At 70.5% G+C, this 22,867-nt stretch carries 18 protein-coding genes and 1 pseudogene; 3 read left to right on the forward strand and 16 right to left on the reverse strand.

Annotated features, from left to right (window positions below; genetic code table 11):
• Positions 1-89: 89 nt before the first annotated feature.
• The 10 genes from MYMAC_RS12750 to MYMAC_RS12795 all read right to left on the reverse strand — a co-directional run bounded on the left by MYMAC_RS12750 (position 90) and on the right by MYMAC_RS12795 (position 12,604).
• A complete protein-coding gene (locus tag MYMAC_RS12750) occupies positions 90-1,556 on the reverse strand; it encodes a tetratricopeptide repeat protein (protein WP_095958281.1) in 1,467 nt (488 codons plus the stop codon).
• Between the two features lie 11 nt (positions 1,557-1,567).
• A complete protein-coding gene (locus MYMAC_RS12755) occupies positions 1,568-3,346 on the reverse strand; it encodes a M61 family metallopeptidase (RefSeq protein WP_095958282.1) in 1,779 nt (592 codons plus the stop codon).
• A gap of 31 nt (positions 3,347-3,377) precedes the next feature.
• Positions 3,378-4,796 carry an RsmB/NOP family class I SAM-dependent RNA methyltransferase gene (locus MYMAC_RS12760; RefSeq protein WP_095958283.1) on the reverse strand — a complete coding sequence of 473 codons (1,419 nt, stop codon included), beginning with the start codon at positions 4,794-4,796 and terminating at the stop codon, positions 3,378-3,380.
• Positions 4,797-4,897: 101 nt separating this feature from the next.
• On the reverse strand, positions 4,898-6,538 hold the full coding sequence (locus MYMAC_RS12765) for a metallophosphoesterase (protein WP_095958284.1): 1,641 nt from the start codon (positions 6,536-6,538) through the stop codon (positions 4,898-4,900).
• Between the two features lie 129 nt (positions 6,539-6,667).
• Entirely contained in the window at positions 6,668-7,453 is a 786-nt protein-coding gene (locus MYMAC_RS12770) for a hypothetical protein (RefSeq protein WP_043710821.1), read from the reverse strand.
• Positions 7,450-8,157 carry a DUF4956 domain-containing protein gene (locus MYMAC_RS12775; RefSeq protein ID WP_013939156.1) on the reverse strand — a complete coding sequence of 236 codons (708 nt, stop codon included), beginning with the start codon at positions 8,155-8,157 and terminating at the stop codon, positions 7,450-7,452. The genes MYMAC_RS12770 and MYMAC_RS12775 overlap by 4 nt, the downstream gene beginning before the upstream one ends.
• A gap of 9 nt (positions 8,158-8,166) precedes the next feature.
• Complete coding sequence (gene tmk, locus MYMAC_RS12780) at positions 8,167-9,867, reverse strand: dTMP kinase (RefSeq protein ID WP_095958285.1); 1,701 nt, start codon at positions 9,865-9,867, stop codon at positions 8,167-8,169.
• A 6-nt stretch (positions 9,868-9,873) separates the two neighbouring features.
• The gene (locus tag MYMAC_RS12785; RefSeq protein ID WP_095958286.1) at positions 9,874-10,587 is read right to left on the reverse strand and encodes a VTC domain-containing protein; all 714 of its coding nucleotides are present in this window, start codon (positions 10,585-10,587) and stop codon (positions 9,874-9,876) included.
• 16 nt (positions 10,588-10,603) lie between these two features.
• A complete protein-coding gene (locus tag MYMAC_RS12790) occupies positions 10,604-11,914 on the reverse strand; it encodes a hypothetical protein (RefSeq protein WP_095958287.1) in 1,311 nt (436 codons plus the stop codon).
• A gap of 222 nt (positions 11,915-12,136) precedes the next feature.
• Positions 12,137-12,604, reverse strand: a complete 468-nt coding sequence (locus tag MYMAC_RS12795) for a hypothetical protein (protein ID WP_013939160.1) — start codon at positions 12,602-12,604, stop codon at positions 12,137-12,139.
• A gap of 254 nt (positions 12,605-12,858) precedes the next feature.
• Here MYMAC_RS12795 and MYMAC_RS12800 point away from each other — a divergent pair, with 254 nt between their 5' ends.
• Positions 12,859-15,165 carry a serine/threonine protein kinase gene (locus tag MYMAC_RS12800; RefSeq protein ID WP_095958288.1) on the forward strand — a complete coding sequence of 769 codons (2,307 nt, stop codon included), beginning with the start codon at positions 12,859-12,861 and terminating at the stop codon, positions 15,163-15,165.
• Positions 15,166-15,181: 16 nt separating this feature from the next.
• Here the strand turns inward: MYMAC_RS12800 and MYMAC_RS12805 are convergent, their stop codons facing one another.
• The gene (locus MYMAC_RS12805) at positions 15,182-15,514 is read right to left on the reverse strand and encodes a rhodanese-like domain-containing protein (protein ID WP_095958289.1); all 333 of its coding nucleotides are present in this window, start codon (positions 15,512-15,514) and stop codon (positions 15,182-15,184) included.
• Between the two features lie 19 nt (positions 15,515-15,533).
• The gene (gene moeB, locus MYMAC_RS12810; RefSeq protein WP_204817562.1) at positions 15,534-16,700 is read right to left on the reverse strand and encodes a molybdopterin-synthase adenylyltransferase MoeB; all 1,167 of its coding nucleotides are present in this window, start codon (positions 16,698-16,700) and stop codon (positions 15,534-15,536) included.
• Between the two features lie 81 nt (positions 16,701-16,781).
• On the opposite strand from moeB, the gene MYMAC_RS12815 reads away from it, so the two are divergent.
• Positions 16,782-17,162 (forward strand): HesB/IscA family protein, encoded by a 381-nt coding sequence (locus MYMAC_RS12815; RefSeq protein ID WP_043713037.1) that lies wholly within the window; start codon positions 16,782-16,784, stop codon positions 17,160-17,162.
• A gap of 99 nt (positions 17,163-17,261) precedes the next feature.
• On the opposite strand, the gene MYMAC_RS12820 is transcribed toward MYMAC_RS12815, so the two are convergent.
• From MYMAC_RS12820 to MYMAC_RS38635, 4 genes and pseudogenes are all read right to left on the reverse strand, one after another.
• Entirely contained in the window at positions 17,262-17,780 is a 519-nt protein-coding gene (locus tag MYMAC_RS12820) for an acyl-CoA thioesterase (protein ID WP_095958291.1), read from the reverse strand.
• Between the two features lie 124 nt (positions 17,781-17,904).
• Positions 17,905-18,645, reverse strand: coding sequence for a deoxynucleoside kinase (locus MYMAC_RS12825; RefSeq protein ID WP_095958292.1), 741 nt, complete (start codon positions 18,643-18,645; stop codon positions 17,905-17,907).
• 11 nt (positions 18,646-18,656) lie between these two features.
• The gene (locus tag MYMAC_RS12830) at positions 18,657-19,478 is read right to left on the reverse strand and encodes a glycerophosphodiester phosphodiesterase family protein (protein WP_095958293.1); all 822 of its coding nucleotides are present in this window, start codon (positions 19,476-19,478) and stop codon (positions 18,657-18,659) included.
• Positions 19,479-20,658: 1,180 nt separating this feature from the next.
• Positions 20,659-21,480, reverse strand: a pseudogene (locus MYMAC_RS38635) (Ig-like domain-containing domain); the annotation flags it as partial.
• A 247-nt stretch (positions 21,481-21,727) separates the two neighbouring features.
• Here MYMAC_RS38635 and MYMAC_RS12840 point away from each other — a divergent pair.
• Complete coding sequence (locus tag MYMAC_RS12840) at positions 21,728-22,822, forward strand: hypothetical protein (RefSeq protein ID WP_095958295.1); 1,095 nt, start codon at positions 21,728-21,730, stop codon at positions 22,820-22,822.
• Positions 22,823-22,867 lie beyond the last annotated feature (45 nt).

Consider the following 22,867-nt stretch of genomic DNA (forward strand, 5'->3'; position numbering starts at 1 on the left):
GAAACCGAAACCGATGAGCCACGAGAACCAGCGTGCGCGAACCATGCCGTGAAGGGTGATGCTGGCATGCGAGCGCGGCAACGTCTGTATCAGTCGGAAGTCGGGGCCACCCGTTCACTCGCGAAGCGCGCCGCTGCCGTGTCTGGGTATCGGTGGAGCACGTAGCGGTAGACTTCTTCCGCGCGTGAGGTGTCGTGCATCCGCTCGCCCAGGACTCGCGCCAGGAGGACCAACGCCTTGGGCGCGGTGGGGTCATCCGGTGCCACATCCGCCGCGGATTCCAACGCCGCTACCGCCAGTGGGTAGTTTCCTTCCACGGCCGCGGCCTGCCCGACGAACAGGTGGTGCTCGGGCGGCACACGCAGCCGCGGCTGCTGCCGCGCGGTGGCATACAGCGACATCGCGAGCGGAACGTCACGGGCCTGCACGGCGGCCGCCAGTGCCTCCGCTGAGTCATGTTCGGGCGTGCGCGCCTCGGCGGTGGTGGCCACCGCTTCCGCTCCGAAAAGGGGCGCGTTCTCTCGGATGGGCGGGGCCTCGCGGCTCGGCCCGGCGTCGCCCAGGACGGGGACCAGGTAGTCCTGCTCCACGCCATACCCCAGCACGTCGCCCCGCGTGTAGAGCAGCAGCCCCAGCACGTGCGCGGCGGTGAAGGGGATGACCAGCGTGACGGCTTCCGCCAGCACGCGGGAGACGAGGAAGATGTCCAGCACGCGCAGCACCACCGCCACCCCGTGCGTCACCAGGTGGAGGACGCCCAGGAGCATCAGCACCGCCGTGACTCGCGTGTAGTCCGAGCCCAGGCGGCGGACGATGCGAAAGGTCGCGGGCACGTTGAACAGGGTCAGCATGGGCTGGCGCGCGGCGGTGATGAGGAGCGCGGCGGGGAGCCAGAGCGCGCCGAGCAGCAGCAGGAAGACGAGCACCGGGTCCACGTCCAGCAGCCCGGGCGTGTCCTGGCTCCGGAGCCACGCGCCGAGCGCCGAGGTCCCCACCTCCAGCAGCGGGCGCAGCACCGTGACGTAGAGGAACGCGGGCATCCAGACGATGGCGAAGGTCACCACGCCCCGCAGGCCGGGGAGGATGGCGTCATGGAAGTAGTCGCGGAAGTCGGGCGACTGCAGGGTCGTCTCGCCGCGGGCCGAGCCCTGCGCCAGCGTGAAGAAGGTGCCCCAGAAGATGCCGCCGTAGATTGTCAGCGGGATGAGGGCCGAGAAGGAGATGGCAAGCTCCATCAGCCACCGGAACACGGCCAGGAAGAGGCTGACGGCCACCAGGACCTGGAGGCCGGACTGGGAGAAGACGTAGCGCCACGCGCACTGGAGGCGCCGCGCCATGGGCACCCGGCTGCGAGGGGTGAGCAGGGGCTGCGCCACGTCACCGCATTGCTCGCACGCAATCAGCTCCACCGTGTGGGCCCGCCGCCCCACCACGCAGTCAGGGCAGCGCGACGCGTCGCACCGGCCGCAGCGCCACCCCGCCACGGCGTTCCGGTGCCGCGTGCAGCGGGGCAGGGGCGCTTCCAGTGGGATGACGTTGGGCGACGCGGGGTCCATGGCCCCGGAGCCTACGACGCCCCGGGTGTCTCTTCCCAGGGCACGCCGAGCCACGCCTGATACGCGGCCTTCTGGGCGTCCGTGGGCCGCTCCACGCGGGACAGCCACGCGGCCTCCGCGGGCTTCGTCCCCAGCACCACCGGGATTTCCACCAGGCGGTCGCGTCGGAACACGGTGAGGCGCACCGTCTCGCCGGGCCGCCGCTCCTCGCAGCGGGCCAGCAGGTTGGCGCCGTCCACCTTCCAGCCATCCAGCGCGACCAGGTCGTCCTCCACGTAGAGCCCGGCGTCCTGCGCGGGCGAGCCATCCATCACCACGGAGATGGTGCCGCTGCCCCGCGTGGTGACGCCCAGCCAGCCCCGGGGCCTGCCTTCTCCGGCCCGGCCTCGCGGCGGCGGCGTGCCGCCCTTGTCGCTGGCGGACTCGCGGGGACGGAAGTTCAGCTCCAGCCCCACGTGCGCGAAGACGCCGTAGTCCAGCGGCGCCGTGGTGCGCAGGGCCCGGTCGAAGAAGGGCGTGAGGTCCACGCCCGCCACCTCGCTCGCCACGGCCTCCACGCCGTCCTCGGGGACGCCGGAGCCGTCGCCGTAACGCTCCCACAAGAGGCGCATGACGTCGTCCAGGCTCCGGGCGTCACCGGTGGCGCGGCGAAGCTCCAGGTCGAGCAGCGCGGAGACGACCTCGCCCTTGAGGTAGTAGGAGATGGCGCTGTTGGGCGAGTTCTCGTCGGGGCGGTAGTGCTTCACCCAGCTCACGAGGGACGCCTCCGTCAGCGTCTGCACGCGGCGCCCCGGCGTGGCGTGCAGCGCGGTGAGCGTCTCGCCCAGGCGCGTGAGGTAGCGCTGCGCGGACATCAGCCCGGCGCGCCGCACGAAGAGGTTGTCGTAGTAGGCCGTGGAGCCCTCGAAGGCCCACAGCAGCGAGGTGTAGTTCTCCTTCGCGTAGTCGAAGGGCACCAGCGCGCGCGGCTTCACCCGCTTGATGAACCACAGGTGGAAGTACTCGTGCGCCACCAGGGTGAGCAGGTCCTCCCAGCCGCGGTTGCTGGCGAGGCCCGCGCGCGGGAAGAGCAGCGCGGTGCTGGCCTTGTGCTCCAGGCCGCCGCGGCCTCGCTCCGTCAGGTACAGCAAGATGAGGTAGCGCGGCATGGGGAGCCCGCCGAACACCCGGGCCTGGCATTCACAGACGCGCCGCAGGTCCGCGCACAGGCGCTCCGGGTCCTGCACCGTGTCGCCCCACACCACGACTTCATGCGGCACGCCCTCCACGGTGAAGGTGAGGGGCGAGTGGGGGCCGACCTCGAAGGGGCTGTCCACCAGCTCGTCGTAGTCCTGGGCCACGAAGGCGCCGGCCCGCTGGCCCAGCGCGCAGAAGGTCCGCCAGCCCTGGGGCGCGTCCACCGTGACGTGATGCTCCAGCCCGCGCGTGGCCTCCGTGTAGAGGAACGTGGCGGCGCCGTTGAAGTAGGCGTGGGAGCCGTCCAGGTGGTTGGTGCGCACCGTCAGCTCATGGGCATAGACGCGGTAGCGCAGCGTCACGGCCGCGCCCTTCGCGTCCACCCGCCAGGTGCGCTTGTCGGTGCGCCGCACCGGCAGGGGCGCGCCGTCTGGCGCGTGGGCCGTCACGTCCTGCACCTGCCGCGCGAACTCCCGCACCAGGTAGCTGCCGGGCGTCCACACCGGCAGCACGGCGTCCAGCTCGCTGGCGCCCCCCGGAAAGGAGGCTTCCACCTCCAGCAGGTGCGTGTGCGGCCGGGGCATGGAGACGCGGTAGCGGACAGCAGGGTGCATGAGCGGTGTCCCTCTCTCCCCCGGAGGTAGGTTACTTCGCGCGGACGAGGACGGCGCCGAAGAAGCCGTCCGTCCCGTGGGTGTGGGGCGCCAGCCGGAGGTAGGGGCCGGCGCCGACCTTCTCACCCAGCTCCGGGCCCAGCAGCTCCGCCACCGGCTTCACCGTGAAGTCGGGGTGCCTGGCGAGGAAGTCCTCCACGACGCCCTCGTTCTCCTCGCGCAGCACGCTGCACGTGCCGTAGATGAGCCGGCCGCCGGGCTTCACCAGCGTGGCGAAGCGCGCCAGCAGGGCCTTCTGCCGGCCCACGTGCATCTCCAAATCCTCGGGCGTGAGGCGGTAGCGCGCGTCCGGCTTGCGGCGGAAGGTGCCGGTGCCGCTGCACGGCGCGTCCACAAGCACCCGGTCCGCCTTGCCCTTGAGGGGCGTCAGCGCGGCGTCCGCCTCCGGGCCCTCGTGGGGGATGAGCTGGGTGCGCACGTTGTGCACGCCCGCGCGGCGCGCGCGCTTCTTCAGGTCCTCCATGCGGCGCTCATCCACGTCCAGGGCGTGCAAATCTCCCCGGTTCTTCATCTGCGCGGCGAGCTGCAGCGTCTTGCCGCCCGCGCCCGCGCACGCGTCCACCACGCGGGTGGGCGGCGCGTCCACGAGCATGCCGAGCAACTGGCTGCCCTCGTCCTGGAGCTCCAGCAGGCCGGCGCGGAAGCTCTCCAGCGAGAAGGCGTTGATGCGCGTCTCCAGCACCAGACCCAGGGGCGACAGCGGCGTGGGCTTCACGTCCACCTTCTCCGCCGTCAGCCGCTGCGCCAGCGCGTCGCGGTCGCCCTTGAGGAGGTTGGCGCGGGCGACCAGCGGGGCGCGCTCGTTCATCGCCTCCGCGGCGCGCGCGGCGTCCCGGCCGAAGGTCTGGAGGAAGCGGTCCGCGAGGAAGTCCGGCAGGGACGCGGCGATGGGGAAGCGCTCCTTGGCGGGCAGGGCCTCCAGCGCGGCGGCGGCCTCGGGGAGCGCGGCCAGGGCCTGGGCGTCCGGGGGCGTCAGCGCGGACTGACGGGCCACCAGGCCGTGGGGCTCGCCGTAGAGGACGCGCGAGGCGGCCAGCCGGAGGACGTCCTGCCGCGAGGTCTCCAGGCCGCCGAAGCGCGGGTGGGCCCGCGACAGCAGGAAGTCCACCGTGCGCTGGCGGCGCAGCAGGCCATAGACGCGCTCGGCCACGGCGCGGCGCTCGTTGGAGTAGAGGTTGGCCTTGCGGCGCAGGGTGAAGTCCAGGGCCCGGTCCGCCATGCGGCCCTCGTGCCGGACCGAGCCGTACGCCTCCAGGCAGGCCTGGAGGACCAGGTCCTCTCGCAGGGGCCGCTCGGGGCGCTCGGAGGGTGCGGGCTTCTTCCCGGCCTGGGCGCCGGACTTCTTCGGGGCCGACCGCGAGTGCGGGCGGGACTTGCGTTGGGTGGCCATGACGGAATGCGGCTTTGCATTCCCCGGGCCGGGTTGACAAGCGCGGAAAGCAAATCCGCCCTGGCGGGGCCCGGGCATGGCCCCCGTGGCGCTTACCTGCCCTACTTCCGGCGGCGGTAGAGCAGGCCCGCGGCCAGCAGGGCCAGGGAGGCAGGGAGGAGGGTGGCGGTGGGCCCGGCGGCGCAACCTCCGCTGGACGCGCTCAGCCCGTCATCCGGGTCCTCCGGCGAGTCCGGCAGCCCCGGGCGGGGCGACGGCGAGCCCGTGTCCGGCGTGCCCGGGTCGGGCGTCTGCGGCTCCTCGCCAGGGGACTCCGCCTCGGCCACCTGGACGAGCGCGGTGGCCGTCTGCTTCACCGCGCCCTGGGTGGCGGTGGCCGTCACCGTGTACTGACCGGGGAGGGCGAAGACGTGCTCCACCGCCTCGCCCTCGGCCGCGCCGCCGTCCCCGAAGTCCCAGGTCACCGCCGCGCCGGTCAGGGTCGGGGTGGCCCTGAAGAGGGCGCGGTGGGGGGCCACGCCGCGCTCACCCTCGACGACGAGCGCCAGCTCGCCCTCGGGGAGCGGCTCCTGGGGCGGCAGGTCCTTCTGCAGCGTGAAGCGGTCCGCGGTGGTGCCGTCATGGCCCATCAGCTCCGCGGTGAGCGTGCCGTCCACCACCGTCACGTCGAGGAAGCCGTAGGTCTGGTTGTCGCGGATGACGCTCCAGTCCGGCTTGCTGCCCGGGAGCTGCCGCAGCGTCGCGCCGCCGCCGCCCACCACGAGGTAGGGGATGCCCTGCTCGCCGTCCGCGGCGATGCCGTCACCCTTCATGGGCTTGCTGCGCTCGTAGTTGTGGTCATGCCCGGTGAGCACCAGGTCCACGCCGTACTTCTCCATGATGGGGCCGAAGTGGCGCCGCATGGAGAGCTGCGAGCCGTGCTCGCCGCTGGACCAGGGCGGGTGGTGGAAGAAGACAATCTTCCAGGGCTGCGTCGAGCCCGCGAGGTCCCGCTCCAGCCACGTCTTCTGCGCGTCGCGCGTGCAGCGGTCCGCCGACGCCAGGCCCACGGCGCAGTTGGAGTCGAGCGCCACGAAGTGCACATGGCCCCAGTCGAACGAGTAGTAGCGCTCGGTGCCTTCCGGGTTGTTGGAGGGCAGGTAGAGGTTGTCCAGGTAGGGCTGCCCCTGGTTCGTCACGTACTCATGGTTGCCCAGCGCCGCGAAGAAGGGCACCTGGGCCAGCAGGGCCTCCATGGGCACGAAGAGGTTGTTCTGGATCTCCGCCTCGGTCCCGTCGGCGTACGCGTTGTCCCCCAGCGCGACGAACAGCTCCGCGTTCCGCTTCACCATGGCCGAGACGACCTTGCGCTGGTTCGAGCCGCCCGTGCCGAAGTCGCCCACCGTGATGAAGTGCACGCTGCGCGTCCCGGGCACGGGCGCGGTGCGGAAGCGGTTGAGCGGCGTGCGCAGGCCACAGGCCGACACCTCGTACGTGTACTCGGTGCCGGGCTTCAGGCCGGTCAGCACCACCGCGTGCGCCTTCCCGCTGTCCTGGGAGACGGCGGACTGGTCGGCTGCCCCCTCGCCGTAACGCACCTCGGCCTGGCAGTTGGCCGCCAGCCGGAACGCCACGGTCGCCGTGTCGGGGCCGACCTTCTGCAGGTAGGGGTCCCGGTACAGCGTGCCCGCGCTCGCGGTGCTGGCCAGCAGCGTCAGGGAGGCCGCCAGGGTGGCAAGGTGAAGGGGGGTCTTCCGGTGCATGGGGCCTCCTCCCGAACAAGCTCGGGGTAGAGGCGCAACCGTTCAACCGCTGACCTTCATCCTGCCCCCACCCGGAGTAGGAGGCGGCGGAGCGGGGCCCCGTGTCTCCGCCTCCCCTCCGGACAGGCTTCACGGCTTGATGTCGTACGAGGCCAGGTCCTCCGTGCGCTCCCCTTCCTCGCGCACCTTCCCGATGCCGGGAACGAGCCAGTAGAAGCGCGTCTTGTCCTGCTTCACCTCGCCGTTGTCGTTGACCTTGTCGCGCTGAATCTTGACCGCGTTGGTGAAGGTCCCGGCCTTCGTCGTCACCGTCACGCCCGTCTCGAGCACCTTCCAGATGTACGTCGGGCTCTTCTCGTCCCGGGATCCGTCGCCCAGGATGATGTGCTCCAGCACGTCGCTCTTGTACGTCCAGGGCAGGGCGTCCGGAACGCGCGCCACGGACTTCACCGTGGCGGGGGACCAGGTGGTGGAGCGGACCTGCTGGCCGTCGCGGTGGTCGTCCTCGCGCAGGCGCACGACGAGCCCGTTGGTGAGCTCCACCTGCCACGAATACTCCTCGTAGAGGACGTTGTTGAGGACGCGGTCCTGGCGGCTGTGCACCTGGACGGCGTTGATGCCGGGCTGGCCGGGGACCTCGCCGGGGCCCACCACCGTCACCTGCTTCTGGAAGTTGCCCTCGACGGGGTCCTGGATGTCATAGACCCAGGTGCTGCCCGTGGTCAGCGGCCACAGCGTCTGCGTCCCCGTGGGCTCCTCCCCGTTGCCCTGTCCACCCGGGCCGCCCGGGTTCACGGGTTCTCCCGGCAGGCCTCCTCCAGGCGTGGGGTCCTGCGCATCACCCGCGGGCAGGCTGTTGCCGCCACACGCCACCAACCACCCCGCCGCGAACACGGCCACCCAGCTCCGCCTCATACCCGCTCCTCCCGTGTGCTCTTCGGATTCACCGCCGTCCACCGCAAGCCGCGCAGGGCCGCCCCTTCCGTGCGGCCCAGGGCCGCGGCGAGGGAGCCCGGCTCCGGCTCCTCCACTTCCAGCTCCAGCCGCCGCCCGTCGAAGTCGAGCGCGCAGCTCTTCACCATGACGTTCCGCTCACCCAGCGCCCGGCGCAGCGTGGCCTCCGCGCCCACCAGGTCGTCCGACTGCGCGGACAGCACCAGCCGCTGCTTCACCGCGGCGGGCGCCTCCTCGCGGTTGAAGCAGTCCAGCACGAAGAGCAGGGCCATCACGAACAGCGTCCCGACGAAGGCCAGCCCCAGGCTGCCATGTCCGCACGCCATGCCCAGGCCAATCATCAGGAAGAGGATGGCCGCGTCGCGCGGGTCCTTGAGGCCGGAGCGGAAGCGCACGAAGCCGCCCAGGCCCACCAGCCCGAAGGCCTTCGCCAGGCTGTCGCCGATGACGGCGGTGATGACCGCCGCCGCCGCGCACAGCAGCACCTGGGCCTGAATCATGTCCGCCTTGGGCAGCGCGCGCTTCATGAGCAGGCGCCAGGGCCGCAGCGAGAGCAGCGTGCCGATGAGCGCCGCGGCCAGCATCCGCGGAAGTATCGCGGTGATGGACAGCGCGCTGAACTCCGCCTTCGCGCCTTCGAACAGCGCCGAGAATGGGGCGTCCATGGTTGGAACCTAGACCTCCACCCGGGCCGTGGCGTCCACGCGGACCGCGCGCCCGGGCTGCGGCGCGAGCGTCCGGGCCGTGGCGACCACGGCATAGGCATTGCGCAGCACCGGCAGCCGGTCCGGATGCTCCGCCAGGACGCGCTCGACGAGCGCTTGCGCATGCGGCCCCAGGGGCAGCCCCTTCAGGGAGGACACCGCGGTGGTGGGCCACCGGCCCAGGTGCTCCACGCGCAGCTTCCAGGCCCGCGTGACATCCATGCCATCCACCGAGTCCAGGGCCTCCTTCGTCAGCGGCGCGCCGCGCTCGCGCAGGGCCCAGGCCTCCTCGGTGTCCAGCCCCGTCAGCGAGCGGAGCACCAGCTTCAGGGCCTTGCCCGCCAGGGCCTCCCGCAGCCCGCGAGCCACCGCCGTGTCCAGGCCCAGGGTGCTGCGCAGCACCGCGAGCCGGTCGTGGGGCAGCAGCACCTCGCGCAGCGCGTCCGCCCGGGCGCCCGGGACGCCGGTGAGGCTGCGCGCCACCTCCGCGAACAGCTTGCGCTGCATGCCCGCCTCGCGCACCACCCAGGACTCCTCGCAGTCCTGACCGGCGAGCCCGGCCAGGACCTCGGCGAGCCGCCCGTCCCGCATCGCGCGCTCACGCAGGGCCCAGGCCGGGGCCGAGCCGTCATGCCTGAGGCTCGCCAGCACCTCCGCCGGGGCCTGCGCGTACAGCCGCTGGCGCAGCATGGCCGCGCGCGAGTCCGTGCGGCCCGTGAGGCTGAAGGCCACCTCGGCCGGCGCCAGGTCCGCCAGCACCTCCCGCAGGTCCATGGCCGGCGCGTCGTCCAGGCCCGCCATGCCGCGCGCCGTGAGGCCCGGGAAGCGCTCCGCGAAGGCCAGTCGCTGCTGGTGCGCGGGCAGGCCCGGCACGCCGCTCAGCATCCACACCGCCAGCGCCGGTTCGCGCTGCTCCACGGCGTCCAGCGTCTGGAAGAAGCGCTCCTCCACGTTCTGGAGGGTGGTGGGGCCCGCCGGACGGGGCCGGGCAGGGGCCGGGACGATTCGCTGCACCTGCTGCTCGCGGCCCTCCAGCCGGGCCACCACCGCGTCCACCAGCCGCTGCTCCAGCACGCGCAGCGGCACGTCGTTGTTCTCCAGGATGAGCCAGCGCTGCGGGTCCTTGCGCGCCATCTCCAGGAAGGACTCGCGCACCCGCACCGCCAGGCCGGCGCCGGCGAGCCCCTTCCGGCTGTCCCCGTCACTGACGCGCTTGCTCTGGAGCTTGCCCAGGCGCTTGCGCAGCCGCGCCAGGTCCGGATCCACGTCCACCAGGATGACCAGGTCCGGCCACAGGCCCTGCGAGGCCAGCTCGCACGCGGGCCGCAGCTCCTCCATGGGCAGGCCGCGGCCGCCGCCGCTGAGCGCGAGCTGTGAATACAGGTAGCGGTCGGTGATGCACACCTCGCCCCGGGACAGCGCGGGCGCCACCACTTCATCCAACTGCTGGGCGTCCCGCGCCAGGTTGAGGAAGAACTCCGCGCGGGGCGACATCTCCATCAGCCGCGAGTCGCGCGTCAGCTCCCGGATGCGCCGCGCCGTGGGGGCTTTCAACTCGCCGCCCTCCCGGGCGTGCGACACCCGGTAGCCCAGCCGCTTCAGCTTCGCGGCCAGCAGGTTGGAGAGCGTCGTCTTGCCGCTGCCGTCAATGCCTTCAAAGTCGATGAACACTGTGCCCTATCCCCCTGCGACGCCATCCGCGGCGAAAGCGTGGACCTTCGCCATTCCCTCTGCGAACTTGCTGTAGGCCGGCCCTCCGCCCGGATTGAGCGACGCCAGCCACTCGGGCAATTCGTGCCCGAGGTGCTTCACCTCCACCACCACTCGCGGCTCCACCCACTGCGCGGGCTCCAGCCGCTCCACCGACAGCGCAAGCTGTGACAGCGCCTGCTCCGGCGCAATCCGGTGGTAGCGAATGTCGCGATCCACCGTCACCCGCCACGCCTGCGAGGACTGGTACACGTGGCGCGTGTACGTCACCGCCAGCACCGGGCTGAGGCTGCCACCCGCGATGAGCGGCAGCAGGCTGGCGCCGCCGCGCAGCACGCGGCCCAGGTCGGAGCGCGGCACCCACACCCGGCGCTTCTGCGTGAGGCCGCGCCGCTCCCGCTTCACCTCCAGCACCACGCGCGGCGCGCCGCCCGCGCCCAGGTCGGGCGCGTACTCCTTCGTCCGGACCTTGAGACAGTCGTCCGGCGTGCGCATGGCCCGCGCCGCCAGCGGACCACCCGGCCGGTCGAAGTAGACGGACACGATGCGCGTGGGAGGGGGCAGGTGCCCCTCCAGCTCCAGCGTGAGGCGCGTGCCCAGCGCCGCCGCCGTCTTCTCTGCCAGCACCAGCTTGAATTCCCGCCGGAGCTTGGTGACTTCTCCTTCCGCGAAGGACAGCATCGTTGAGTCTCCGTGCCTAGAAGCGTGCGCCAAGTTCGATGGAGTGCTGCAGGCCCGGGAACTCGTCGCCAGGCCGCAGCGCGCGCTCCGTCTGGAGCTGGGCCCGGAAGCGGGTTCCGAGCAGCACGTTGAAGCCGCCCACCAGCGAGTGTCCGTCTCCTCGCACCGTGTCACCGCGAAGCTGCAGGGCCTCCACGCCCGCCACGGGCTGGATGGCCCACTCGTCACCCACGTGGATGAGGTACTGGGCCAGCAGCATCTGCGCCGTGAAGGGGCCCATGGGCAGCCGGCCGGAGATGGCCTCGCCGGTGATGACGAAGCCCGCGAGCTTCAGCTCCGCGTCCGCCGCCACCGCGTGCTTGCGCGCCAGGTCCATTGCTTCGGACACGTAGGTGCTGACGCCCACGGTGAGCGGCTTGAAGTTGAAGGGCCGCACGCTCACGCGCGCCGCGGCGTCCTCCTTCAGCCGGGCCCCCGCCTCATCGACGGCGCCCTGGAAGAACCCGGCGGAGATCTTGAGCTTCCAGACGTTCTTCAGCCGGACTTCACCCATCAAACCCATGCGGCGGCCGCCCATCTGATGGGTCTCCGTGATGTACTCCTCCACCAGGCCGCGGGACTGGATGGGCAGATCCCACGACGACTCCAGGGAGCGCTGGAGGAAGGGCGTCTTGAACTGGCCGCCGTAGAGGCGGAAGCGCTTGTTGTCATCCGCCAGGCGCACGAAGGCGTCCTTGAGCATCTGCGAGTCCGCCAGGTCCGCCGTCACCTCCGCTTCCAGGTTGGCCAGCGACGTGCTCACGCCCACGCGCGCGTCGGCGATGGACAGCCGGCGCTGGAACTGGTTGCGCTCGTCGGCGCGGGCCCGCGCGGATACGCGGCCGATGACGCGGATGGTCTGCACCTCGCTCTTGGGCTTGTCGTCGAGGGCGTCCGGGTTCTCGCCCAGCGAGTCATCCTGGGGCTGTCCGGGCCGCTGCTGCTGCTGGCGCTTCTCCGCGTCCCGCCGCTCCTTCTCCGCGTCAGCCTCACCGGGGAGGGGATTCACGGATGGCGGCTGCGCCCCAGGCGCCGCCGGAGGCGGCAGCGCCTGGGCCATGGCACCCTCGAGCGACGACGACGCGGCGTCGTCCTCCTCCGGAAGCAGCAGCTCGGGAGGCTCCACCCCGTCCACCACGCCGCCTGACAGCAGGTCATCCTCCGCCTGCGTGGCGCGTTCCTCCGTCCGCGGGCCAGTCGTGCCGGCATTCACGGACGCCGGAATGCCCAGCAAGATTGCGACGAGCAGGCCTCGCCTCGTCCGTTCATCCACCCGCCACCCACCCATGTCCACGCCTCCCCGACCGCCACCTGCTGCGCGTCCACTGCAACACGGGTGCCCGTTCGATGAGCGGACGTGGAGGGCTGGGGGAGGTCCGGTTCCGGACGGATGGAGGGCCTGACGGTGTAGAAAACGTGTGACCCGGCCGTCACGTTGCCGTGACAGGGAACGAAAGTTCCCACTGTCGCGGCAGGCGACCCTGTACGAATGCCCGTCGGCTGGAAGGAGTTACTGCCTGGACGGCGGATCCGACGGCGGGGTGGGGTCCGCGCCCAGGCCCGGCGGCGCGGGCGCCTCCGGTGGGGTTGGGGGCGCCGCCGTGGGGAGCTCCCCCGTGGATCCGGACGCCTTCACGCGCCGCAGCACGTTGCGCAGGCCCAGGAACAGCGCCGTGCCCGCGCCCACGAGAATCAAGCCCCAGCCCATGCCTCGGGGAAGGGGCGTGCTCGCCACGGCGAAGCGCGCGGTGATCACCTTGAGATGGGTGTTGCGGTACCTCACCTCCAGGTCCCACGGCCCGGGCGTGTCCGGGGTGAACTCGGTGTGCCAGTTGACCCCGTCCCGCGTCAGCGTTTTCGTTTGCTGGGAGGGAGCGCCAGTGGGATGGAAGGTGAGGGTGAGCGGCCCGTCGAACTCGGGACCCTCGAAGGTGCCTACATGCAACGACACGGAGATGGGCTCTCCCTCGCGAGGCATGGCGGGGTGGAGGGTGCCCTGGAGGCGCTCCTCGGCGTCCGCCCAGCGCAGCTCGAGGACGTCTCCGCGCCGTTCAATGCGAATCTGATCGTTCGCTGGGGCCGCAACCGTGGTAGTTGCAACCAGGAGGCCGGCGAGCAGTGCCCAGCCGGACTTCGAAACCGGCCGCCTTTGCCTCTGACGCGGCTGTCCTCTAAGATGCGCTGCCCTGCTGCATTCCACCTGAGCCTGCTCCCCGCCGGCAATGTCCCGGGATGAACCCTCAATCATTCGGGAAATATCAGCTTCTTAAGAAGCTCGCCACGGGCGGCATGGCCGAAGTCTGGCTGGCGCGCCAGACGGGCATCGAGGGGTTCCACAAGAACCTCGTGGTGAAGCGCATCCTCCCGCACCTCGCGGAAGACCGTGAGTTCGTGGAGATGTTCCGGAACGAGGCGCTGATCGCCGCGCGCTTCAACCACCCGAACATCGCCCAGGTCTACGAGTTCGGCGAGGCCAACGGCACCTATTACATCGCCATGGAGTTCATCCACGGCGAGGACCTGGGCCGGGTGATGCGCAAGGCGGCCAGCACGGGCCAGTGGGTGGCCCGGCCGCTGGCCATCCGCATCGTGGCCGCCGCGTGCGAGGGCCTGTTCTATGCCCACAGCCGCACGGACGACGCGGGCCGGCCCCTGCGCGTGGTGCACCGCGACATCTCGCCGCAGAACATCCTGATCAGCTTCGACGGCTCGGTGAAGCTGGTGGACTTCGGCATCGCCAAGGCGGCGGATCAGGCGTCGCTCACGAAGTCCGGCGCCATCAAGGGCAAGTTCGCGTACATGGCCCCGGAGCAGGCCGCCGGCAAGCCGCTGGACGGGCGCGCGGACATCTTCGCCATCGGCCTGGTGCTCTACGAGCTGCTCACGGGCGTGCGTCCGTTGAAGCGGGACTCGGAGCTGGCCACGCTGCAGGCCGCCATGGAGTGCGCCATCGCCGCGCCTTCTCAGGTGGCGGACGTGCCGGAAGAGATGGATCCGGTGGTGATGCGGGCCATCGCGAAGAACGCGGACGACCGCTACCGGGACGCGCGCCAGTTCCAGATGTCGCTGGAGGAGATCCTCGTCGGGCAGCGCTGGGTGGCGGGCTCGGTGCAGATCTCCGAGCTGATGGAGACGCTCTTCGCCGAGCGCCTGGCCGAGGAGAAGGCCCAGGGGCAGGTGGTGCCCGTGGGAGAGGACTCCGCGAACTCCGGCACGCCCATGCCGCCCACGCCTCCGCCGCAGGAGCGGGGCCGCAGCCGCACCTCCGCCGCGGCGGACATGAACTGGGAGGCGCCTCCGGGCGAGGCCTCGGTGCGCGAGCGCCCGCGGGGCTCGTCTCCCTCCCGCACGTCCATGGCGCCCCGGCGCACCTCGGCCGCCGTGCCCGCGGTGGAGCCGGATGAGCAGGGGGAGTGGGAGGCGCCGTCCGGTATCGAAGAGGCCCCGCCGCGCCGGAGCCGGACGTCCGCGGAGCTGCGCCGCCCCTCCAACCCGAACTCCACGCAGATTGCGCGGACGAGCTCGCGGTCGGACCTGAGCCGGACGGGCGCGGGGGATTTGCCGCCGCCTCGCCGCACCGCCACGCGCGCCGCGCCCATCGTCGAAGATCCGGGGCCGCCGCCTCCGTCCCGCTCGCGCGCGAGCATGGCGGCGGTGGATGAGCGCACCCGCATGGAGGACGAGGAGCTCGACGACGAGCGGACCATGCTGCCGCCGCCGGAGCCCGCGCCGCCTCCGCGCCGTCGCACGGGGATTCAGTCCGGCATCCACCCCGCCGAGGCCCCGCCGCGCCGCCGCACGTCGAGCCGCGCGGAGATGCCGAACGCGCCGCCGCGTTCACGCACGTCGAGCGTGGCCCTGGCCCGCTCGCGCGCCGAGGACGCCGAGGTGGACCGCGCGCTGGAGAAGTCCGCGCGGAGCGCGCGCGCGGGCAATGCCAGGCGCAACATCGCCACGGTGGGCTTCATCGTGGGCCTGGTGGCCGTGGGCCTGGTGTTCCACAAGCCCATCCTCGCGGTGCTCAACAGCCGCGCGTCCGACGGGCAGTCGGTGACGCTGTCGGTCAACACCAATGAAAAGGTGAAGGTCTCGGTGCGGCACACCGAGCGCTGCGGCAGCCCGCAGCCGGTGACGGAGCTGGGCGAGACGCCCATCGTCAACGCGTCGGGCGTCCACCTCCAGGACACGCTCATCCTGGTGAATGAGCAGCAGGGCATCTACAAGGAGGAGAGTGAAACGCTCGCCTTCGGTGAGCCCGGTCAGGCCAAGTCCTACACCTACGAGTTCCGCCGGGGCCAGCTCCAGCTCACCCTGAAGCCGGACGGCCTGCGCGGCATCTCCGTGAAGCGCAACGGCCAGGACATGGGCACCTACCTGGGCAACAACAAGGGCATGGGCATGAAGATCGAGCTCATGGAGGGGCGCCACAAGCTGGAGCTGCAGGGCGGCCCGCTGAAGGAGCCCTTCATGTTCGAGGTCGACATCAAGCCCGGCCTCATCAACAAGCAGACCGAGGACCTGTCCGCCTTCGTGGGCTAGCCGTGCGCCGCCGTCGTCAGTAGCGGGACAGCGTGGGGTCCACCTGCCGGGCGTAGAGGTCGATGCCGCCTCGCAGCGACACGGCGTCGATGCCCAGCGACATCAGGTAGGCCGCGCCGTCCAGGCTGCGCACGCCGTGGTGGCAGTAGACGACCACGGACCGGCCGCGCAGGGGCTCCAGTTCGTCCGCGCGCTCCTCCAGCTCGGGCAGGGGAATCAGCAGCGAGTCCGGCAGCGCCACCCAGGCATGCTCATGGGGAAAGCGGACGTCGAGCAGCGCGGGGCGGGACTCCGCGGGGCCGGCGAGCAGCTCGGCGAGGCGGGCGGGGGCAATCTCGGGGATGGGCATGGCGGGGCGTTTGCGTTCCTCAGGCAGGCGTGGGCGCGGCGCAGAAGCGCTCGTAGTCGATGAGCTCCACCTTCGCGCCCGGCGCGCACACGGGGCACTGCGTGTCCCTGCGCAGCTTGAGCTCCTGGAAGCGGGTGCCCAGCGCGTCGAAGGTGAGCAGCCGGCCCACGAGCGGCTCGCCCTGGCCGAGGAGGAGCTTGAGGGCCTCGGTGGCCTGGAGCAGGCCGATGGTGCCGGGGAGCACGCCCAGGACGCCGGCCTCGGCGCACGAGGGCGCCAGCTCGGGCGGGGGCGGGGCGGGGTAGAGGCAGCGGTAGCAGGGGCCCTGTCCGGGGATGAAGGTCGTCACCTGGCCCTCGAAGCGGAAGATGGAGCCGTGGACGTTGGGCTTGCCGAGCATGACACACGCGTCATTGAGCAGGTAGCGCGTGGGGAAGTTGTCCCCGCCGTCCAGCACGAGGTCGAAGCCCTCCAGAATCTCCAGCACGTTGTGCGAGGTGAGGCGCTCCTCGAAGCCCACCACCTTCACGTCCGGGTTGAGGGCCTCGATGGCGGCCCGGGCGCTCGCCACCTTGGGCTGGCCCTGACGCTCCCGCGTGTGGATGACCTGCCGCTGGAGGTTGCTCAGGTCGACCACGTCCGAGTCGACGATGCCCAGCGTGCCCACGCCCGCGGCCGCCAGGTACAGCGCCGCCGGTGCGCCCAACCCGCCGGCCCCCAGCAGCAGGACGCGGGACTGGAGCAGCTTCGCCTGGCCCGCTTCCCCGACCTCCGGGAGGCTCAGGTGGCGGCGGTAGCGCTCCTTCTGCTCGGCGGAGAGGACGAAGGGCTTCTCCACGGGGAGGGCGGCGTCGCTCCAGCGGTTGTAGCCCCCCGCCAGGGAGGCCACCCGCTCGTACCCCAGCTCCTTGAGCGTCTTGGCGGCCAGGGCGGAGCGGGTGCCGCCGGCGCAGTAGACGACCAGCTCCTCGTCGCGCCGGAGCTGGCTCTCCACGCGCAGCTCCAGGTAACCCCTGGGAATGTGGAGGGCGCCGGGCAGCCGGCCGCCGGCGTACTCGTCCGACTCCCGGACGTCCAGCAGCCGCACGGGGGCCCGGGTGTCCAGCAGCCGCTTCACGTCCTCCACGGAGACCTCGCGAATCTCCTGTTTCACTCCGGCCAGCAGCGTCTGGAAGGTCCGAGCCATGTCGGATGCATATAACCCAGGGGCGGGGCCCATGGATTTTCCAGGGCCGGGCGTTATAAGTCCTCATCAGGAGACATGGACATGGACAGCACCCCCACGACTTCCGCCGCCTCGCCGACCCCCCAGGCCACTCCGGTGGCCGTGCGCCTGACCGACGCCGCCATCCAGCAGGTGAAGAGCGTCATCAAGGCGCAGGGCTTCGAGGGCTACTTCTTCTCCATCCGCGTGGTGCCCGCCGGCTGCAGCGGCCTGGGCTACGACTTGAACCTCGTCAAGGAGTCCAAGGCCGGTGACGCCGTCTGGGAGCAGGACGGCGTGAAGATCGCCAGCGACCCGATGAGCAGCCAGTACCTCGCGGGCACGGAGATTGACTATGTCTCCGCCATCACCGGCTCGGGCTTCAAGTTCAACAACCCGAACGCGAAGTCCTCCTGCGGCTGCGGCACGTCGTTCACGACCTGAGCCGAGCCGCCCGTGGTTGGTGCCCGTCCATGACGGGCCTCGAGGCCGGGACGGGGCGTGAGGCCTCGCCCGGCCTTCGTGCGTCCAAAGCCGCGCGTCTCAGGCGCCGGCGATGGGCTTCATCACCTGCAGCCAGGACTGGTTCTCCTTCTGCCGGGCCAGGCGCAGCGTCCGGCGCGCCTGGGCCTCCTGGAAGGCTGCGCGGTCCGCGTCCGTCTCCATCTGCAGCGGCGGCACCGGCACGCGGTTGCCGTCCTTGTCGATGGCCACGAAGGTCAGCAGCGCGCTGGTGGTGAGGTGCCGCTCGCCGGTGAGCGGGTTCTCCGCGTGCACCGTGACGCCCACCTCCATGGAGGTGCGGAAGGCGGCCAGCACCCGGCCGTGCAGCAGCGCCACCCAGCCCACCTTGATGGGGGCGTGGAAGTGCAGGTCATCCATGGAGGCCGTCACGACCACCTGCCGGCAGTGACGCTGCGCGGCCACGGCGCCGCAGATGTCAATCCACTGCATCACCTTGCCGCCGAAGGCGGCATCCAGGTTGTTGGCGTCCGGAGGCAGGATGAGCTGGGTCATCACCACCTCCGTGTCCTTCGGGTTCTTCGCGCTCAGGTCGGTCATCTCGCACCTCGGGTTGTCGGACGGAGCCTGCGGCGGGGCCGCGCCGGTTCATCCCGTGGATATCCCAAGCGCTGACGCGCTGGGCCAGACAAAGCGCCGCAGGTGACAGGCGCGGGAGCGGCGCTCAGGCCAGGAAGGTGGAGACGCGGTCGAGGAACTCCTCGCGGCCCCGGCCGCGCCGGATGTCCTGCTTCGACACGTCCATGATGAGGCAGTCCACGCCGTACTTCTCCTGCAGCACCAGGGGGAAGCTGGCGTAGTAGCCGTTGAGGCCTCGGAGGAACTGGTGGCGGATGCCCTTCTCCTCTTCGCGGCCGCGGGTGCGGATGCGCTGGAGGAGGACCTCCACGCTGCCCACCTCGAAGCAGATGACCTTGTCGGGCCGGATGATGTGGCGCGACAGCCGCTGGAAGTACTCGTAGTAGAGGTCCAGCTCCGCGTTCGTCATGTGCCCCAGGCCGTGGAGGTACTTGGCGAAGATTTCCGGGTCCTCGTACAGCGTGCGGTCCTGCACGCAGCTCCGGCGGTACGAATGGATGAGCTCGTGGTGCTCGACGCGCCGGATGAGGAACTCGAGCTGGAGCGTGAAGGACCAGCGCGTCATGTCCGCGTAGTAGTCACGCAGGAAGCGGTTGTCGATGACGGGCTCGTCGAACAGCTCGTAGCCGAAGGCCTGGCTGATCATCTTCGCCGCCGTCGTCTTGCCCGCCCCGATGTTGCCCGCCAGCGCCACGAAGCGCCGCGCCTTGGGCACCTTGACGCGCAGCGTGTTGCGGAGACGCGGGGCGGCGGCCGCGGGGGCCTCTTCCGGGGCGGGGGCGGCCGGGGCGGGCTTCGAGCGCGTACGAGCGGTGGTGCGAGGCATGAATCCGGGGCTTATCCCGGCTTCGAGGGGGCGTCCATGATCTGCCTCAGGACGTCCGGCCGGTCGGTCATGATGCCGCCGACCCCTTCCGCCAGGAGCCGCCGCATCTCCCCCGGGTCGTCCACGGTCCAGACGTTGACCCACTTGCCTCGGGCCGCGCACTGCTGGAGGAAGTCCGTGTCCACCAGCCGGACGTCGCCGAAGTAGAGCGGCATGTCGAGCACGGTGTAGCGCGGGTCCTCCGGCGGCATCTCCCCGCTGCGCAGGGCGATGACGAAGGCGGCGAGCGCGTCCCGGGGGTAGAAGTGACAGGCCGAGGGCAGCCGCGCGGCCAGCCGTTCCGCCACGGTGTCCAGCTCGCTGCCCATGCAGACCCGCTCCAGGGCCCCTTCCTCCTGGAGCACCTGGGCGAAGGTGTCCTCGATGCCGGGGACGTCCGGCTTGAGCTCCACGTTGAGGCGCAGGCCTGGGAAGGCGCGCAGCAGCTCGCGGAAGCTGGGGATGCGCGCCCCCTGTCCCCGGAACGGGAAGGTGCGGCCCTCGTCCGGGGTGAAGTGGAACCCGGCGTCCAGCCGCTGGAGCTCGGTCAGGGTGAGTGCGGCGAGGGGGCCGGTGCCGTCCGTGCAGCGCTCCAGCGTGGCGTCATGGGCGACGACGAGCTCCCCGTCCCGGGTCAGGTGGAGGTCGAGCTCCAGCATGTCCGTGCGGAAGCGCTCCACGGCCTGCCGGAAGGCCGCCAACGTGTTCTCCGGGGCCACGGCCGCACCTCCACGGTGGGCGATGTGCAGCGTGGGCCGCAGGCCCTGGAGAAAGGGGAGGGGAGAGGATGCCATGCCACCAGTGTAGCGACTGGCGGCATGGGGCTGGTCAGCGGTTGAAGCGGTAGACGAAGATTCGTGAGGGGCCGCCGTTGGCGCGGGCCTCACAGGCGACCCACGGGATGCCATCCGCGTCCACTTGGAGATGCAGGCTGTCCACCTGGGCGGCGTCTTCCACGGCGCTGGTGGACCCATGGACTGTTCTCCACTCTGAGCCCGTCCAGTGCCGGACATGAACGCGGTTCGTCGCGCCGTCGCTCTCTCTCCAGGCCACCAGCGGAGTGCCGTCGGGAGCCAGGGCAATGGAGGGGAAGTCGGCGGGGCTGTTTCCGGGCGTGGCACTCAACCCACTTCCCAGAGAGACCCACTGGCTGCCATTCCACCTGGAGACGTAGATGTTGGACGGGGTGCCGTTGGGACCTTCTGGGGTCGACTCGGACCAGGCCACGAGCGGGTTGCCATCGTCATCCAACTGCAGGGCCACCTGACTGGCGCTGGTTCCGGACGGGTGGGCCTTGAGCGTGGGGCCCACGGGGACCCATTCATTGGAGACGCGTCTCCAGACATGGATGCGGCCGTTGACGGGCCGATTGTACGCGTCCAGTTCGAACTCTGCCCACGCGAGGTAGGGCACTGCGGCGTGGAAGCGCAGAGACACGTCGTTGACCCTTCCAAGGGATGCAGTCACAGCCCGGAATGCACTGCCGACGTTCTCCCACTGGGTCCCGTTGTGTCGGCGGACCAGGAGGCTGGTCGAGCCTTGCTCAGGACCCTCGTGGATGACGGCGAGCCACGGAGATGTCGCGGATCCGAACTGGACTGCCGGCTTGCCCGCGCCGAACACCTCGTCGCCTACAGGTTGCCAGTCGCTGCCGGACCAGGAACGGACGTAGGCGGTGCCTCCGCCCTGCTCCTCCTCGGTCCAGCTCACGAATGGGGTGCCGTTGTGGCTGGTGACCACGGGTGGTGAGGCAAATACGTCGACACCGTTGGTGCGAACGTTGAGCGCACCACCCAAGGCGTTCCAATTTCCTTCCTGGAAGCTGCTGACCGCAATGGCATCGGAGGCCCTCCAGGTGAGCAGTGGTGCGGTGTCAGGGGCAAGATGAAGGTGGGGGGAGTTCGCACCGGAAGGGCTGGCCCCCGATGTAGGGCCGACGCTCAGCCAGGCGGGGACGCGCCAACTCCACGTTCCCTCCGCGATTTCGAGTGGGTTGCCGGCAAGGTCCGAAAGCGTGTCGGCCAAGGACAGCTCGAACTCGTGGGGAACGGGACCCGTCTCCGTGGGGAAAACCGTCAGGAGCATTCCGTCCTCCGTCAGTTCGACGGTGCGGTCGACGAGCACTCCTCCGAGCCGGAGTCGGACCGAGGTTCCGGTCAGGGTCGTGTTCAGCAGGGGCTCCGAAATGCGAACGCGAATGGGACGACCTGCGGCGACGGCGCTGTCGTCTGGGGCGGGCTCCCTGGAGATGATGGTGGGCGGGGTGCGGTCCACGACGAAATGCCGGGCCGCACTTGTTTCGACACGCTCTCCCTTCGTCACTCGGGCGACCAGCGTGTGTGTCGTCTCGGGAAACGTGGTGGTGTTCCAGGTGTACGTGTAGGGGGGCTGCAGCGAGGCCAACGGTGCATCGTCGATGAAAAGCTCGACCTTGTCGGGTTGCTGCACGTTCGTGCTGATCTGGAGCGTGACGGAGTCTCGTACGTGTGTCACTCCATCGACGGCGGAGAGCGTGACCTGGAAGTCCGTCTGGCCGCCGTCTGGCTCGTTGATGCCACCGGCATCGGGTTCTCCGTCCACGACGTCGGGAACGTTGATGCAGGCCGTGAATAGCGATGTGAGGGTGACGTAGGGGAAAAGGGCGCGGAGGTTCATGGCGGTGCGCATCAGCAATCCCCGTTCCTGACCAATAGACAAGAGGCGGGCTGTGTCCACCTTTCTCGAATCGGCGACGGACCGTCCAATCCGATGGACCTCGCGCCCGGAGCAGGCTGCCTCCCCTGGAGTGGTCCCCATGACGCAAGTCCGCCTCGGCGGGCTGCCGACAGGAGGACCTTTCCCGGAATCCTGAGAGTGTCGAAGCTGGAGCCGGACCCAGTGTGGAATCCGGGACTCACGTGGCTTGAGTTCACGCTCGTGTCACCTGGGCCGTAGGCGGCTTCCTTGCCGGCTCCCTCGGGGCGCCGGTATAAGGCCCCATCCTCAGGCCGGCAGGCGTCGGCGTTGACGAATCGCGGCGCCGAAACGAATGGAGACTCAAAAGATGGAACTGCGCAAAACGCTGGGCGCCGCGGCGCTGCTCACCGCAGCGACGATGGCTTCCGTTGCTGGCTGCTCTGGCCGGGATGATGATGGGGATCCGGATCCGCTCCCGGATGCGGGCTGTATCGGTAACTGCGGCACGGACGCCGGGACCGATGCGGGCACGGACGCGGGGACCGACGCCGGCCCGAGGGTCTGCCCGGAGCCGGTAAATGGAAAGGGTCCTATTGGCCTGCTGCGTGAGAGTGGTGAGCGTGGCGAGGCGGTGACGCTGGACGAGGTCGTCGTGACGGCCGTCAGTCAGCTCACGCGCGGCAACCAGGGCGACTACACCGCTCGTTTCTGGGTCGTGGATTCGTGCTTCCCGACGGAAGGCATCTTCGTCGACAAGTTCTACACGGACGAGACCAAGGCCTATGGGCCCGTTGTTGGTGACGTGCTGCGCGTGCAGGGGCTGTTCCGCAAGTTCAATGCGCAGGCGACGGACAACGCCCCCAATATGCGTGAGGCGTACCGCCCGGTCATCAAGAGCGATTTCCGCCTGGACGTGACGGGGGCCACGGGCAGCCTGATCATCACGAAAAAGGCGGATGGGACGCCGTTGCCGGACAACGACGTTCCGGCAGAATTTGGCAACGCCGAGGGTGGTGCGGCGACTCCGAATCCGGAGCTGGGTGGCACTCGTGTCTACATCCCGGGCCCGCTGACCATTACGAACGCGTCGCCAGCGGCGATGAAGCAGCGCCCCAACGAGCCGGAGCACGAGACATACCTGGGCTTCGAAGTGACGGGTGGCATCCTCGTGGCCAACTACAAGACCTACAACGTGGAGGGTTGCGACTGGCGCGCCGTCGCCGCGGACGGCGGCACGGTGACGTTCGAGAACGGTCTCCGCGGTGTGTGGGACACGTACTCGAACGTGGTCTGCACGGACGGCGGGACCACGACGACCGCCGACGGCGGCTCGTCCTTCCAGTGCAATGAGTACGCGGATGGCGTCGTCCCCGGCACCACGAACCCGTACACCTACGTCCTGATCCCGACGGACTGCACGACGGACATGGTGGGAACGGTCACCCCGGTTGAACCGGAGTAACGGCCCGCCTTCCTAGCGCTGGTTCGTAACGAGCCGCCCCTCGCC

It is taken from the genome of Corallococcus macrosporus DSM 14697, from assembly GCF_002305895.1.
In the GTDB taxonomy this organism is placed as follows: domain Bacteria; phylum Myxococcota; class Myxococcia; order Myxococcales; family Myxococcaceae; genus Myxococcus; species Myxococcus macrosporus.